Annotated in this window: 17 protein-coding genes; 7 read left to right on the top strand and 10 right to left on the bottom strand. The window is 39.4% G+C overall.

Annotated elements, in window-relative coordinates; all coding sequences use genetic code 11:
• Positions 1-338: 338 nt before the first annotated feature.
• The 3 genes from H7708_RS12410 (at position 339) to H7708_RS12420 (ending at position 2,865) form a co-directional block, all read left to right on the top strand.
• Complete coding sequence (locus H7708_RS12410) at positions 339-1,502, top strand: porin (RefSeq protein ID WP_223671182.1); 1,164 nt, start codon at positions 339-341, stop codon at positions 1,500-1,502.
• Between the two features lie 74 nt (positions 1,503-1,576).
• Positions 1,577-2,104 carry an FMN-binding protein gene (locus H7708_RS12415; RefSeq protein WP_223671183.1) on the top strand — a complete coding sequence of 176 codons (528 nt, stop codon included), beginning with the start codon at positions 1,577-1,579 and terminating at the stop codon, positions 2,102-2,104.
• Positions 2,101-2,865, top strand: a complete 765-nt coding sequence (locus H7708_RS12420) for a PepSY-associated TM helix domain-containing protein (RefSeq protein ID WP_223671184.1) — start codon at positions 2,101-2,103, stop codon at positions 2,863-2,865. Before H7708_RS12415 ends, H7708_RS12420 begins: the two co-directional genes overlap by 4 nt.
• A 51-nt stretch (positions 2,866-2,916) precedes the next feature.
• On the opposite strand, the gene H7708_RS12425 is transcribed toward H7708_RS12420, so the two are convergent.
• On the bottom strand, positions 2,917-3,135 hold the full coding sequence (locus tag H7708_RS12425; RefSeq protein WP_223671185.1) for a tautomerase family protein: 219 nt from the start codon (positions 3,133-3,135) through the stop codon (positions 2,917-2,919).
• A 636-nt stretch (positions 3,136-3,771) separates the two neighbouring features.
• Here H7708_RS12425 and H7708_RS12430 point away from each other — a divergent pair.
• Positions 3,772-4,302, top strand: a complete 531-nt coding sequence (locus H7708_RS12430) for a hypothetical protein (RefSeq protein ID WP_223671186.1) — start codon at positions 3,772-3,774, stop codon at positions 4,300-4,302.
• Positions 4,303-4,344: 42 nt separating this feature from the next.
• On the opposite strand, the gene H7708_RS12435 is transcribed toward H7708_RS12430, so the two are convergent.
• Positions 4,345-5,010 carry a hypothetical protein gene (locus H7708_RS12435; protein WP_223671187.1) on the bottom strand — a complete coding sequence of 222 codons (666 nt, stop codon included), beginning with the start codon at positions 5,008-5,010 and terminating at the stop codon, positions 4,345-4,347.
• Between the two features lie 488 nt (positions 5,011-5,498).
• Between H7708_RS12435 and H7708_RS12440 the strand changes: the two genes are divergently transcribed.
• On the top strand, positions 5,499-5,834 hold the full coding sequence (locus H7708_RS12440; RefSeq protein WP_223671188.1) for a hypothetical protein: 336 nt from the start codon (positions 5,499-5,501) through the stop codon (positions 5,832-5,834).
• Between the two features lie 17 nt (positions 5,835-5,851).
• Here the strand turns inward: H7708_RS12440 and H7708_RS12445 are convergent, their stop codons facing one another.
• The 6 genes from H7708_RS12445 to H7708_RS12470 are packed head-to-tail and all read right to left on the bottom strand — an operon-like array spanning position 5,852 to position 11,735.
• On the bottom strand, positions 5,852-6,172 hold the full coding sequence (locus H7708_RS12445) for a DUF6957 family protein (protein ID WP_223671189.1): 321 nt from the start codon (positions 6,170-6,172) through the stop codon (positions 5,852-5,854).
• A gap of 46 nt (positions 6,173-6,218) precedes the next feature.
• A complete protein-coding gene (locus H7708_RS12450; RefSeq protein ID WP_223671190.1) occupies positions 6,219-6,758 on the bottom strand; it encodes a 3'-5' exonuclease in 540 nt (179 codons plus the stop codon).
• Positions 6,759-6,761: 3 nt separating this feature from the next.
• Positions 6,762-8,336: a TniQ family protein gene (locus H7708_RS12455; RefSeq protein ID WP_223671191.1), complete on the bottom strand. Its 1,575-nt coding sequence runs from the start codon at positions 8,334-8,336 to the stop codon at positions 6,762-6,764.
• Positions 8,333-9,256 (bottom strand): TniB family NTP-binding protein, encoded by a 924-nt coding sequence (locus H7708_RS12460; protein ID WP_223671192.1) that lies wholly within the window; start codon positions 9,254-9,256, stop codon positions 8,333-8,335. Before H7708_RS12460 ends, H7708_RS12455 begins: the two co-directional genes overlap by 4 nt.
• Before the next feature lie 5 nt (positions 9,257-9,261).
• Positions 9,262-11,145 carry a DNA-binding domain-containing protein gene (locus tag H7708_RS12465; protein WP_223671193.1) on the bottom strand — a complete coding sequence of 628 codons (1,884 nt, stop codon included), beginning with the start codon at positions 11,143-11,145 and terminating at the stop codon, positions 9,262-9,264.
• A complete protein-coding gene (locus tag H7708_RS12470; RefSeq protein WP_223671194.1) occupies positions 11,142-11,735 on the bottom strand; it encodes a TnsA endonuclease N-terminal domain-containing protein in 594 nt (197 codons plus the stop codon). The genes H7708_RS12465 and H7708_RS12470 overlap by 4 nt, the downstream gene beginning before the upstream one ends.
• Before the next feature lie 559 nt (positions 11,736-12,294).
• On the opposite strand from H7708_RS12470, the gene H7708_RS12475 reads away from it, so the two are divergent.
• On the top strand, positions 12,295-12,738 hold the full coding sequence (locus tag H7708_RS12475) for a hypothetical protein (RefSeq protein ID WP_223671195.1): 444 nt from the start codon (positions 12,295-12,297) through the stop codon (positions 12,736-12,738).
• Positions 12,739-12,838: 100 nt separating this feature from the next.
• Positions 12,839-13,558 (top strand): hypothetical protein, encoded by a 720-nt coding sequence (locus H7708_RS12480; protein ID WP_223671196.1) that lies wholly within the window; start codon positions 12,839-12,841, stop codon positions 13,556-13,558.
• 178 nt (positions 13,559-13,736) lie between these two features.
• Here the strand turns inward: H7708_RS12480 and H7708_RS13495 are convergent, their stop codons facing one another.
• Together H7708_RS13495 and H7708_RS12490 are read right to left on the bottom strand one after the other, a co-directional pair.
• Positions 13,737-14,888 (bottom strand): AAA family ATPase, encoded by a 1,152-nt coding sequence (locus H7708_RS13495; RefSeq protein ID WP_223671198.1) that lies wholly within the window; start codon positions 14,886-14,888, stop codon positions 13,737-13,739.
• A 13-nt stretch (positions 14,889-14,901) separates the two neighbouring features.
• Positions 14,902-15,010, bottom strand: a 109-nt coding sequence (locus H7708_RS12490; protein ID WP_223669690.1) for an IS3 family transposase, incomplete at its 5' end; no start/stop codon positions are given.

Raw genomic sequence — 15,010 nt, forward strand, 5'->3', positions numbered from 1 at the left:
GATAGGCGAAGGGGCAAGTTCTGCCGGGAGTCTTACAAAAGCTTACCGCTGGCTCGCCCGTCCGGGATGAGCTGTGGGCGCTATTCCCTGAGCGCATATCAGTGGCAGGTGGCTTGATCTGTTGTCTCTTCCTGTTATTCAGGGACTGGATTAAATTACTTTTTTTGTCCTAGAGAAAAAGCTTATCTAATCTATTGAACTTGCAAGTTATTGTATTTAAATGAAAATAATGATCTAAATCAAGAACATCGAAATATAAATAAGAATGATTTGCATTAGTGTGTCTATTTGTTTATAGTTCGCATGCTTTTTTACATATCTTTTGTTAGGGGAACATTATGAAATTTAAGCTTGCGCTAGTGTCGGCGGCACTATTGGCGTGCGGTACTGTGAATGCAGCCGAGCCGACCAATCAAGAATTGTTAGATTTAATTAAATCTCAACAGAAAGAAATTGAGAACTTGAAAAAGTCCGTAGAAGAAGCTGATGAGAAAGCTGAAGCTTCTGTTGAGGCTGCTGAGAAAACAATGAGTAATGCAGCTGACTCAAAATTATCTTTCGGTGGGTATGGTGAACTACATTACAACAATATCGAAGATAAAGAGTCTATCGATTTCCACCGCTTCGTTACTTTCATGGGTTATGAGTTCAACGAAGATATTCGTTTCTTCTCAGAGCTAGAAGTTGAGCACTCATTATCGGGTGACGGTAAACCGGGTGAGGTTGAGCTAGAGCAAGCTTACGTTGAAATTGACGTGACTGATGCGACTTCAATCAAGTCAGGTCTGTTCCTTGTACCAGTAGGTATTCTAAACGAAACTCATGAACCACCAACGTTCTACGGTGTAGAAAGAAATCCTGTTGAAAAGAACATCATTCCTTCAACTTGGTGGGAAGCGGGTGCTGGCGTAACAACTGAATTAGCTGCTGGTATCACTGCTGATTTCGCGATTCACTCTGGTTTGGAAGTGCCAAACGATGGTGGCGTATATGACTTCAACATCCGTAGCGGCCGTCAGAAAGTAGCTAAAGCGAATGCTGACAGTTTTGCTTACACTGCACGCATCAAGTACACTGCAATTCCTGGTTTAGAACTTGCTGCTTCGATTCAGCATCAGACTGATTTGACGCAAGGTGTTTTGAATGCTGATGCTAACTTATACACAGCACACGCTATTTATAATGTAGATGGCTTCGGTATCCGTGCTTTATATGCAGGCTGGGATGTCGACAGTGAACAAGCTGAGTTAGCTGGCCAAGACAAGCAAGATGGTTTCTTCGTTGAACCAAGCTACCGCTTCAATGATGAGTTCGGTGTATTCGCTCGTTATAGTGAGTGGGACAACGTTGCAGGCAACTCTATTGATACTGAAATGGAGCAGACTAACGTTGGTTTCAACTACTGGCCTCACCAAAACGTGGTATTTAAGTTTGACTTAGAAAGACGCGATGGTGCTCAGGATGGTGACGGCTTTAACTTAGGCGTTGGTTACCAGTTCTAAACCACCTGCTTTTTTAGCTGTTTATAAAGGCAGGCCTTAGCGCCTGCCTTTATTCGTTTAGATAAGTGATTTTGATGAAGAAGATAACGAAACAATTAACTCTGATATTGTTGCTGACTTTAGTGATGGTACCGAGTGAAGCAAAAAAATATCTTTCAAAAGAGCAATTTATCCATCAGGCCTTTTCTTATTTGGAGAAAGGGGTAGAGCCAACAGTGAAAACGCTCTGGCTTAATGATGAGATACAAGAAAAAATTACAGAAATTCTCGAGCATAGCTATCCAAAGTTGCGCTTACGTTATTGGCAGCATGATGATCAGACGGTGTGGTTTCTAGATGAAATCGGAAAGGAGCGTCCGATTAGTTTTGGCATTAGTGTCAAATCGCAACGCATTAATCTTGTTAAAGTGTTGGAGTTTCGCGAAAGCCGCGGTGGTGAAATCCATATGCAGGCTTTTACCGAGCAATTTGATCAAATCAAGCTGACGGATGATAACAAGCTGAATAAGCATATTGATGGTATAACTGGCGCAACCATGTCGGTCAGTGCCATGAAGAAAATAGCTCGTGTTGCGTTAATGTTGGACAAAGAAGTGCGATGAACTTAAAGCAGCAGTCTTCACAGAAAAAACGAAAGGGTCACTTTAGAAAGTGGCATCGACGTTTTGGTATTGCTGCTTCGGTTTTCCTACTTAATCTGGCAATAACAGGTGTCTTACTAAATCATTATGAAACGTTAAATCTCCATAAGTCTTATATCACTTCAAGTTGGCTGTTGGACTGGTATGGAATTAAGTCCCCACAGTCCGTTAATTGTTATGAGTCCAAACAGGCTCGCGCTTGCCGGATAGGTGAACAACTTTATTTAAACGAAAATTATTGGCAGGACAGTTCGGCTTCTATTCTCCTTTTCCAAGAGTGGCAACAGGAACAGTTACTGGTCACATCTTCAAGTATTTATTGGCTGACCAACGATCTACAACTTATCGAAGCGCTAGCTTTTTCTGATGAGTTGGGCAGCATGGCAGTCGCTGCCAATATTATCAGCAATGAACTGATTGTTGAAACTGAAGAGGGGGACACTTACCGCTTTAATACGGATTTTTTCGGCTGGGAAAAAACTGAAATATTACTGCATGAAAAGCCGCAGCAAACAGTAGACGTTTCGAATGACGTACAAAAGGACCTTCGCCGTCACTATCGACAGCGGCAAATAACCCATCTACGTTTTATTCAGGACCTGCACAGTGGAACCCTGTTCGGCTTAAGTGGCAAGATCATAAACGATATAACAGCGCTGATAATTCTTTGGCTAGTGATCAGTGGTTTTGTTACCTGGTACCGTCGCAAAAATAAGAGATAACACCTGTTTCATTTATCTCAATATAGTCACTATTTTATTTAACCTCTCACTTCAAAAAAACGCTGCCTGCATTGCTCGATTCCGGTAGGTGTTTTTCTCAAACTCATAAACGTTCATGGCTATCGCCTGCACCTCGGGAAATAACTCCGATAGGACTTTAACCACTGACTGTGATAACTGTTGCCGCTGCTCAACAGAGCGGCCTTGCATGATATGGGCAAAGACATGCATGAACTGAGGTCTGGCGCCACCCACTAAATAGTTACTCAATGGGTTAACGCGAACTTTGATGTCGCAGGGGCAAATAAACCGGATTGAACTGCAGCAGTATGTACTTGCTCTAAAATTGTGTCTTCTGAATGTTGATTGAGTAGTTCTTTAGAGCAATTAACAATGAAATGGGGCATAGGTTACCTTTATCCTAATAATCAGATGTTAGTCACGCTGTATTTTGTGCCAATTTGTTTCCGTGGGTATAGTGAATTATTTAGAGCGAAACCAGCTAAAATTTCATAATGAAAAAGTACAAAAAAGCCTGGCAATTGCTTGCCAGGCTCTTGGACGAGAGGTGCATGTCTCTACCTCTCCGTTCCCCCAATCGTCGTAAGCCGACACATAAGTTGAGATTGCCTTTATTTGAAATCAACAAGTTATACAAATCTACGACACATAAAGTGAGATTAAACGACATATAACAAGAGATTTTAAACTGGCAAATTCCTTGTTAACTTGTTGATTTAAAATACGATATCTAAGGTATCAATATGCCTAATATATGTCTAGAATTTATTAATATGAGTGATAAGATATTGGTTAAATAGATAAAGTCAGCTCAATGTAAAGCTTTGTGATTGATAATATTGATTGAGCCTTTATGGATGGTTGGCAGTAACAAAGGATGAGTATTTGAACTGGAACTTTCTAACACAGGCTGTGATCGCACTTCTAGTTGGGGCAGGTGTATTCTATATCGCAGCTCCGCATAGCTGGGGAGTCGGTGTATTTATACAAGAACCTATCTATGCCGCTATATCTCTTGGCATTAGTCTTGTCATACTAATCCCCATAGGGTTCTTACTTTTTCGAAAGAAGCAAAAATATTTCTTCTCCATGTTTTTCTTCAGCTTTATAGGTATAGCCTTAGTCGTTTATTTTTATCAAGCACCATCTAGATTCACGAAGCCACCAGAACCTATTGAAGAGGATATTCTTACAGCTTTATATAAAGCTGGGATGCCACTAAATCTGAATGTAAGCATGGGATATAGGACTAAGAAGCCCTTTGACATATTTGTTGAGCATAGTTGGACAGCCACTGTTTGGGGAAAAGATCCTTTGAAGCACAAAACATTCACCTTTGTAGAGCGTTTCGGTAAGGGCGAATTAAAGATCTCCAAAGAAGTAAACTGGTTAGAACTTACTAGAAAGTCGAAATAATCTTATTTCTTGGTAGATTTTGTCAGACTATTTCTCTAGTGCTTACTCTGATAAATACCCCCTTCCAATGAAAAATGACAGTTTTCCATCTTCAATCTTGGAATATACTTTTGTTTTGCTGTCTATATTCATAAAGTTTGAGTTTAGAGAATTAATAATAGCGAAATCCTCGTTACCATTAACCCTGGTGGTATCTGTAATATTGAACTCAAGTCTACATAAGCTTAATCTACACTCAGCATCTGAGAACTGTACATTTTTACTCAATAACTGATCATATGTGCCTGAACTGAACATCTTGCTTTTTATTGTTGATTGTAGGGTTTGGCCATCTTGTGTGATAGGTTCATTATTGAACCTTTCAAAAACATCGTCCATTTCCTTTTGAAAATTTTCAGTATCAACTACTGAAGCCAACGCTTCTTCATAATTTTTTGTGCTTGTTGGAATATTCTGTTGCTCTGCTTTCGGGGATTTTTCTTCTGTAATTTTTTCGTCGGTATTTATATTTGTTTTGTCCGTCTCTGTATTGATTTCAGTAGTACCTGTCTCTACTTCTGTGTTATTAGTTTGGCGTGAGATATTTAAAGTATTATCGCTATTAGCTATATTTTTTACAGGAACATCAGCATCTGAAAAGTACATGCCCGAAAAAAAAGAAAATATTGCTACTGTAACTAGTAATAATATATAGATTATCTTCTTCATCAACTTCTCCAGTGAGTTGGAGAGGGAAGCCTCTCCAACTCATATTATTATAATGGGTCTAGTTCGTATCTGCAGTTGCCATTGAAACAAATTCTACAAACGCGAGTAGTTTCCGTCTCATAGCATCTAACGTCAAGTGTATCACCTGCAAAAGTAGGTAATGAAACAAATGAACTCGAGGCTAAAATTACAGATGCTAATAAAGCTTTCAGCTTATTCATATTTTCTCCTTCAAATTTTTATTGTTGACAACAATATTATTGTCTTGGCGCATTTTACTCATCCAAAAATTAATATCAATATATAACTAGCTGAAAATTAAGGCAAAAATGATTTTGCTATGATGCATTTCTGCATTAGGTGGATCTCTATGTGAGTAATTTTATTGATATTGATAAAATGGTAATAAGTCTTTTATGTTATTCAGAAAAAATTAAAACAATTGTTATTTGTATAGAGAAACTAGTCTAATTGACATTGGAGTATTCATGGGTAAGCTTTATCACTATCAATGTAATAACTGTAAGAATCAATTTGAGTTTACCAAAGGCCCAATCATGGCTGGCCACGTTGCTCATTGCCAGGATTGTGGTAAAGAACAATTGCTAGCTCCTGATGATTTGCCTATAGAGTTGTGGGGGTATCATACGTTTGACTTCGAGTGGGGGCCTGAGCTGAGTGATAACGAAAGTAAACTGATTACTGCTATTACAGGGGCTTGCTCCTGCGGTGGCTGTTTTTCACTTAAGGCATCTCCTCGATGCCCTAAGTGTCATTCGTTGGATGTAACGAAGGATGAAAGCCTAGAGATACTTATTGATTAGAGTACACATCTAATGGATTAAAGAGTCTCGGCACCATTTTCAACGGCCCATTTTGCCTGTTGAAAGGTCAGTCCTTGATACATGAAATCATAAATCTTGAAGTTATCCGTTTCATGGAACTCACCTTCACCTACTAGACCATATAACGTATTTTTGGTCTGGACTATATTCTTATCAAAATTCTCATAAATGATCGGGGTACTGCACACCCAGTATCCCGGTTCAAAGGGGCGCCTGCAGTCATCAATAATAATTCCTCGAACGACTTTGTGTTTGGCATCGTCATGGATAAAGGTCACTACTTGCCAGTGCTTAATACTACAATCTACATTATTCATCTTTGTGCCTCTCTGTGTGGTTTGAATTTACTGCTGTGAAAGAAAATTAATTACCTAGCAAGTTGCCGTCTTTGGCTACCAGCATGGCATTGGTTGCATCATCGGCAGCACTATGGTGTTTGCCAACCATTTCAAGTTCGATGATTTCGCAGGCTTTGAATATGCCGACGGGTGGAATTTTTACCGGTCGTGATTTTCGGAAGGCTTTTTTGAGGTCAACAAAGGGGATGTTGAAAAAGTCCGTGGCAATGCCGTAGCGTTCAAGTTGGCTTTTGAGATAGGTTTCATCCGATACGCCCCAGGCTGCTGTTTTAGTGATGGGATATTGTTGACGCCACTCTTCAAATTGTTCCCAAACTACCGGCAGACTATCGGCTTGTTCAATGTGTTGCTGGATACCGCCTAAGAAGTCATTACACTCGGGTGTTAGCGAGTAAAACTTCAAAGCAACATAAGATTGGAACGTATCAATGAGGTTATAGTCCTCATCCACAATCACGGCACCAATTTCTAATAGTTCTCGGAAATCTTCAGGTTGATTGTCTTGGTTGCTAAAGCTGCTTTCCAAATCATAAATTAAGTACATTTCCTACTCCTTCATAAGTTCATTGAGATTCAACGCTGCTAGTTTTGATTTTCGGTATAGGTTTGTGATCCCTCTATCGGTAAATGGCTTACCCTCTGGGCGAACACCTGCTCTTCTTAACCTTGCTGCTATGGCCTGTCCGCTAAGGCCAAAGTCTTTAGCCAGTTGTGTAGAAAACACATAAGAGTGAAAGAAGCGCTCAACTTGTTGAGGTTTTAAAAAGGTGGCATTGCTGGTGTCTTTAATTTTTACGGGATTAAATACACCGAGCTTGATGAGTTTTCTTAAGGACTCGTATGGGATTTGTGTTTTTTCAGCAAGGTTGAGTAACGCGATATATCCTTTAGTGTCTGGAGTCGTCTTCACGGGTTCAGTGATTTTGGATGAAAGAATCCCTTTATCAAGCCGCATTGGTTTCAAGGAAATGACTTGTGAGTCAACTGCCTTTAGGATGTCCGAAACACTCAGTTTAAACTTGGGATGTTTTAGCAAATAACCCACTTCTTCAAAGGCACTATTTGAATTCTTAGCGGTGCTTTCTTGGCTGAAAGCCCAGAGTAATTGGTTAATTGGCTCAATGGTGACAAAAAAATTAGACTCTCCGCGTTTGAGCCAGCCCTGTTCGATTAGCTTTTTGACAATGTGAACGCTGCAGGCGAGCGTTCTGGCTGCTTGCTGTGTTCGCATTTCTGTTACAAGTTGCTTCTTGCATGTAGAAATTGTTTTTGCTTGAGTGTCCAGCTTGATAGTTGAAAGCAAGCGACTACAAATATCGTGGGCTAGCGAGCCTTTCATAGTGAGCAGTGGCCATAAACACAGCCGCGGGTGAAGCCCAAGCTCTGCATGATGTTTGAGAAACTTCAGTAATCGCTTAAATGCGGGTGATTGAGTGCCTGACGTTGCCAGCTGGAAAGCGTCAATTGCATATTGGTGCTGCATCTCAAGTGACTGGTTTTCACCAGTCATTGCCATCAATGCATTAAAGATGGACTCAGTCAACTGGGTTTGATTGTGCTCACCGGACTTAAGGAACTTATAGATGTACTCAGTTTCCTGGGTATCGACTGCTGTTACAGGGTTGTTTATAAAATAATGACCGCAGCGACACTGGTTTAATTTGCTGCGATAGTGTTGAATTTTTTCTCCACACTTGCTGCATTCCTCAATCAGCAAGCGACTATGCTTGGGACAGGCTGTAATCAGTTTTAAGTCCCATCGGTAATCTAGATAACCGTTTTCATCAACGCACTCCGGACATAGGGCGCTGAACTTTTGTCGAATATATGGGAGCCTGGTGAAGTGCCCGCGAACATTAATCGGAGACAGGTTATAGCTTTTCTGTTTGTGATAGGGAATGCCTCTATCCGCTAGGTGGTCGGCGTTAAAGCTCATAACGAAGGCATTCCACTTGTTGTTATCAACGAGCCAGCTAAGAACAGCACCCTTATCGCATTTTCGAAAGCCAATACTGGATAGAAAGTAGCCTAGCAGCTTCCATCCATTTTGCTCGCTGGTTCGAATTAAAATGCTCGATGGCGATTCATCGGCAATAAACTTCGGGGTATGCAATAACTTCATTGGATGGAATCGTGCATTTCAATGATTTCATGCAGTTCTTCAAGGCTGAAATCAAACGCTGAGTCGTCCCCGCATAAATCATAAGGTAATTTTAACGACTCATAATTTTCAGCCAAAAACTTCAGTTTGATTATCCGTTTATTATTTACTATGCATCGATAGAGGCTGGCTTTAAAGATTTGCTCGATATCAGAGGGGTTGCCACCCGTAGCAGCAAAAAGCGCTAGCAGTGTTTGACTGTCCTTCAAGTTGAGCTGGACATCAATATTTAAAGTATCACCGATGATCTTAATGACGGTAGCCATATAGCTACCAAATTCATTGCTATGTAGTGGCGAGATTAGATTACCTAGCCGATATCGCCTGACAAACCTTCGGGCAAGTTGTTTGTCGGAATCAATCAAACTTTCACAATCTGGTGTGCCCACGGCTACGATTGGAATTTGATATTCGTTAATCAAGGACTTTAGCCAGTCGCGTACATTGTTATTGGCGCTATTGGGTTGTAGGAGGTGTTGTAGCTCATCCAGCAAAATGACTTGTGTCCGGCAATTCTTCAAAAGTACTCCCAATCGATGCTGAATTTCGGTTGTGGTGCCACGATGTGCGTCTTGAGCACCCATTGACTTCAGCATATTGATCGCAGCGCCTTTGATGGTTGCTGGTGACGGAACACTAGAATAAAACGCCGGAACAGTGGTGCTCTCCATCAACCTATCTTCAGTAACGCCAGGAGGGTAATGGTGTAGGATAGATGTGCAGACCTTGGTCTTTCCTGTTCCGGCAGGGCCCGATAGAATGACATTCTCGGCCTTACCTGTGACTTCTGAAAGTTGGATTGCTTGAATGATCCCTTGTTTTGCCTGACTAAAAAGCGAGTGTGGGATCGCAAAGCTTTCGACTTTTTTAAGGTCTGTCATTTTCATCAATCTAATTTCTCCGGTAGATGAGCATCAAAGTTCATATCAATTATGAGCTCTTTATTCGTTGAGTTTGTCAGCTTGTCCGACTTTGGTGCATTGGATAGCGCTTTAGCTCTTTGATTTTTACGCTGTAATTTTTTGCGAACATTCTTCGCCATACGACGGCTCTGTGGGTCATTCAGTAGCTCAATCTCCATCGACATTTTTTTTCTAAATCTCACTAATTCTGCAGTTGAGTATTGCTCCAAATCAGAGCTGGATTTTAGTTTCAATTCCTTTCTGGCAACGTAATATTCTTCGAGGCTTAAAAACTCAGTAAATTCTGGTCGAGTGGAATCTGCCCTAATAAAATTATTGTGTTGCAATGGATCTTTAATAAGGACGTAGCCGAGGTTGTTGATATCAATGTAAACATCCACTTTACGGTGAATATTTCGATTTTTTAGCTCGGCCTCAATCGTGCTCAAAACATGGGAGTACCAAGTTAATCCATTTATTTGTACACGACCCTTATTCAAAGTTCTCCTTTCTACCTGCCTAGCAAGCATATCGACATGATTGTCTGCATATACATAAATAGGTTGTTCCTCGACATATTCTTGCCACAATGCTGCAGGAGCTCGCTTGATCCCATCGTGAACTCGTTTGTGGTAGTCGTTCGTAATCCATTCTTTAACCAGGTGCTGGAGCTTTTCTAAAGTGAGGATTGCTTTTTTCTCTGATGGGTAGCCATCTCTATGCACTGGGTTCGACCAAGTGGTGCCCGGAAGTTTATGAATTAGCCCAGTATTTAAGGACTTAAAAAATCGCTCTATGTGGGGTTTCAGGTTTGGTTCATTTGGTGCTGCATAGTCAATTTGTATGCCAAGGTTGTTCGCAAGGTTCTTTAATGATTGGGAGGTGTAGTCGCTCCCGTTGTCAACGTGAAGGGTTTCGAAATGGCCTCCAAATCCTGAGTAAGTTCCAGTTAAAGCAAGTTTCGCGGTTTCAAGCACACTCCCTGAGCTAAAGCCTGTCAGACTGATTACAGCCGCAATTATGCAGCGGGTGTAGACATCTATAAAAATCGTTGCTTTTGGGCGTCCTAGAAACTCACCTGTTTCTTCATCAACCAATAAAACATCCATCACTTGCCCATCGGCTTGAACGGCCTCAAGCGCGCGCGAGTAATGAGTGCTTTGACCGGCAGCTCGTAGCAATTTGTGGGCTTTCAGAGATCCATGACGAGCCTTTATTTTTTTATGCTCGCTAATGCTTTGCACGCATCGCTCGAATGTTCTGAGTGAAGGAATCTTACTTATATCTCCATTAAGCTGCATACAGCGAAGTTCATTATAGGCCTGAGTTATAGTTGGGCGATTCTCTGACAGGTAATAAGTTTTGATTACTTCATGCATGGCAATTTCTGAGTCAACATCGAGCCGATTCGTTCTATTACCTTTTAAATGATGGCCGTTAACCAGTGAGTTAGGACGATAGTTGGAGGCAATAAAAGTTTTAACCCATTTTGCAACCGTTGAAAAACCGGGAGTTTTTTCTTCTCTGTTCCACGCGACCCTCTCAATGATAGGTTTAACCAGCTGTTTAGCCGTCGGGTGGGGTGTTGATTTAAGAATAGCTTTAACATATTCAAGTTTCCGGTCTCTCTCTTCGAGTTGTTTCTCCGATAAATAAACAGGTTCATTGCTATCTAAAAGTTCAACATTATGAATATCTATCTGCTCTGAACGTGCAAGCGAATTAAATCGGTCTCTCGCTAATGTTTGCTGAGCGCCGCCTTTGGTTCGCTTGTAATAAACTTCGAAGTCAGTAATATCAACTATTTCATATTCCTGACCTTCATAAGTAAATCTGAGGCCTCGATTAAGATTACTTCGTTGGCTCATTTTAGAAACACCTCTGTTTTTGATGAAATTGGTTGGTTAAAGTCGACCTTAAGTTCTCCCTGAATGACCAATTGCTCAACAATTAGCAAGGGTAGTTCGTTGGTATGAAGTGTCTCTCTTATCTTCTCGAATGATAGACTCTTTAAATTGCTAATTAGCTCCAATGCCTTTTGGGATTCATCTTTCGTGAACGGAAGCTTCGCAGCACGATAAACATAGATTAAGTTAGAAAGCAGAGGCTGCCTGTTAGTGAACTCATCCGTGACTATCTCAAACGCAATATTTTTCTGTTCAAAATACGCCTTTACACGCGATAGCCTGAATGTCAGCTCTTTGCTTTTGAGGTTTTCTTTTGGCTTTATCTCAACAATTTTAAAAGTATTCAAATGAGTCAACAGGATGAAGTCAGGTGTATATTTAAAATCTTCAATTTCAAACTGGAGCCCTTGTGTCCGGTACTCTTTGGTGTCCTCATTGAGCTCGAGGTGGTAGCAAAAGTTTTTTTCGAGCGAGCTTTCACATGGCATCGAGAATCCATTCTTCCGGCTCGCAAACATCGTGATACGTTTGCTTCTTTTACCTTTTAACAATTTACGGTGCCCCTGCCAGTGGCCTGGGCTATATATGTCTTTTGCGAATAATTCTTCGAGAACTTACATTATTTTTGATAACTACCAATTTGTTATGGGCGTCTCTAAAAAATAGTTAACAAAATATAGTTTTGCAAGAAGTTTTTGTAAAAAATATCATATTTATCAATAAGTTAACCATCGTAGTTTACAAAAGTGAAGGGTTTGTAAACTACGGTGATTTACAAAATGAAAGTTTGTAAACTATGCTGGTTTACAATGTTTTTAAATATGATGAAGTGGTTTAGAGCAGTTTTAATTAAAGTAAGGCATAAGAGGTGAAATTAATATCCTGTCTAAAGGGGGCTGGTGTTTAAATAGGTTTTGTATGCGCTATATTGTCTCATAACACTATTTGTTTATAAGAGGTTCAAAGAATTTTAGGTGTTATTAAATTAGTGGCTAATTTTGTTAGTATTGATTAATGTAAATAAATAGCTCTTACTCGTTACTAAACTAGTAAGTAGAAAAAAATATTAAAGCCGCTTAATATAACAATATAGTGCCTTAAGGATAACGAATGAGTAGTTTTAACATAAAGGTTTCAAAAGAAGAAAAACAATCAATATATGTTTCATCTGGATTGCTAATTTTGGGTTATGCATTAGCCACCTTTATGAAAAGCCCAGATATGTTTGCTAGATTTGGCTCTCTTATTGTATGCGTGGGAGTTTTGTTCAGTATTAAAGGACTACCCCAGTTGGTTGACTCAGCTAAGTCGATTTATGATGAGCAAATTAAAATGCTACGCGATAGCATTGAATCAGCATGTGAAGGACATCAATATGAAACGGAGATGAGGGCACAAATGGCAGAGGTAGTAGAGCCTGAAATCGTTAAGTTAGAGATTTCAATGAATAAGCAAGTGCATTTTGTTAGAAATCGCCTTCTAAGAATCGAGGGAGCTATCGTCATTGTAGGAACGCTCACCTGGGGATTTGGGGATTTACTAGTTTTAAGATAAAGCAGTCTTTTATGGTTAGCTTAATAGAAGGTGTTTAAGAGCACTCAAAAGTACATGCTAGTATTTATATTAGTATGTTGTATATATGGAGGATAATAGTTTGATTCAAACTTTGGCCGTTTGGGGGGCAATAACAGGTACTATAGGTACACTTACCGGAGTTATTAGTTTGTTTCTTAGGTACAAAGCCCATAAAAGGGATAACCCTAAATTGAAGTGTCAGTCTATATTTAGTTTTGAACACTCATCTGGTATCGCTCGAGCAAAGCATAAAGTAGTAATACGTTCAGTTGGAAGACGTCCTGTTTCAATAGATTATATTCGTTACTACGTAAAACCTGAAAGAATGCATCATTATATACTTCGTTGGTACTTTTGGGCCCATGGAAAGTGGGTTTATGATCAGAAACCCAAGCATAGTATTAATCTTACTGAAGGAAAAAAAGAAGCTATCTTAATTTCACTTCCCAATGTATTTCCTCTTGGTGATGTAATAAAAGTAAAAGTTTTTGATCAGGCAGGTACCTCTTGGAGAGTATCGTGGTATAGCTTAAGGAAGCTAAAATTTTTGATCAGAAATGAACCATTAGACCAAATAGAGGAGTCTAATTCTCGTCAGAATTGTAAGGTACTAGGCTATTTGGCAGGGGAGTCTTTTTATCTAAGTGTAAGTTGGAATAAAAAACCTGGGCAGAATGATGTATTTTTGAGTAAAAATTTCAAATTTAAAAATCATGATGAATATAGTAAGAAACTTCAATGTATTGAAGAATCACAGATTCAAAAATTTTTGAATGAAGAAATTAAGCAGTTCCATTAGTCTATAAATATGGCTAGTATATATTGAACATATAGTGTTTACTAAAAAATAGATTGATAGTCGCTTTCAGTATCAATAGCGTCCTTCCGATTAAAGGGGTTAACAACGCGAAAGTTAGTAGCCTTTTCGTTGAACCATTTTAGACCAGAAGACAATAGAGAATTATAGAATCAGATCCTTAAAGTTTTTTGAGCTCTTTACTGTATTTAGACCTGATAAGGCCAACATCCTTTGAGTTAAACTTTCGTTCCAAACCGCTAAGAACTCCTCTCTCAGAATTGGGAGTCCAATATATCTTCAAATACTCCTTTGCTCGCGTAATTGCAGTATAGAAGATATTGTGCGTAATTAAATCTTCTGTTCCTTCTGTTATAACAACTTTTACAGACTCATATTCAAGGCCCTGAGCTTTGTGAATTGAGACTGCGTACGCAATCTGAAAGGGCGCAACCGCATTGGAGGTATCTTCATCTTCATCTGTACTTACTAACTGGTTAATAGAAAAGCTTATTATGGATTTATTGTTATCAGATGGGCCTATAAAAGTTAAATCATAACTTATAGCATCTAATTCATTTATAGACTTATCAATCTCTATGGTAAGGACTAGTTTGTCTGGAAGAGGATCAATAGCTATAATTTTTCCCTTTAAATTATTATGGATTAAAGGTTTAAAGCGCAAAGACTCATTGAATAATATCGGGTCGCCTACTTTATATGTGTGCACACCCCACTGGATTGATGGGTTCGGGTTTCCGCTTTGCAGGAACTTATTTATATTATTAATTCCGTATAGGCCATCATAGTTTAGACAAAGAATTATTTCGTCACTGTATGATGTTTTAAAAATTGACTCATCTAAATTAGTAGAATAATTATGAGATGTAATATGTTCTACTATATCGCTATCTAGTTTACGTACTTTATCCCAAAGGTCTAATAAGTTATCGTTTTCTGTTCTATAAGGTTTAGTGAGCTCAAAACGAGATGATTGGGGAACGAATGATTGAGCTGCTCCGAACCAGTTTCCGAAGCGAATGGATTCAATCTGAAATACGTCACCAACAAGAACAAGAAGTTTGAATGAAGCTCTTTGCAGGAGCTTAAGCATGTCAGAATTACTGACAGTACTACACTCATCAATTACAAGTAAATCGTAATCATTGTATTGAGCCTGGTTATTTAAAAACTTTGCAATGGTCATAAAAGTTGAGTTTTCAACTATTATTCTTCCCTCTAAGTTTGTAACCGCTGGGTTTGTATTTGCCAGGTACAGTTTCTTTTGAGTATGAAAAAAATTAGATATGTGTTCAATTAATCGTGTTTGAATCGCCCCAAGTTTTCTAGATACCTTTTAGCTTCATAAAATAGTTCTTTTCAAACTCGACTGGTGACACATCATCATTGTTACCATGTCGTCGCTTGGCATTGTAAAACATTTCGATGTAGTCG

Origin of the sequence: Kangiella shandongensis (genome assembly GCF_020005365.1) — a bacterium.
In the GTDB taxonomy this organism is placed as follows: domain Bacteria; phylum Pseudomonadota; class Gammaproteobacteria; order Enterobacterales; family Kangiellaceae; genus Kangiella; species Kangiella shandongensis.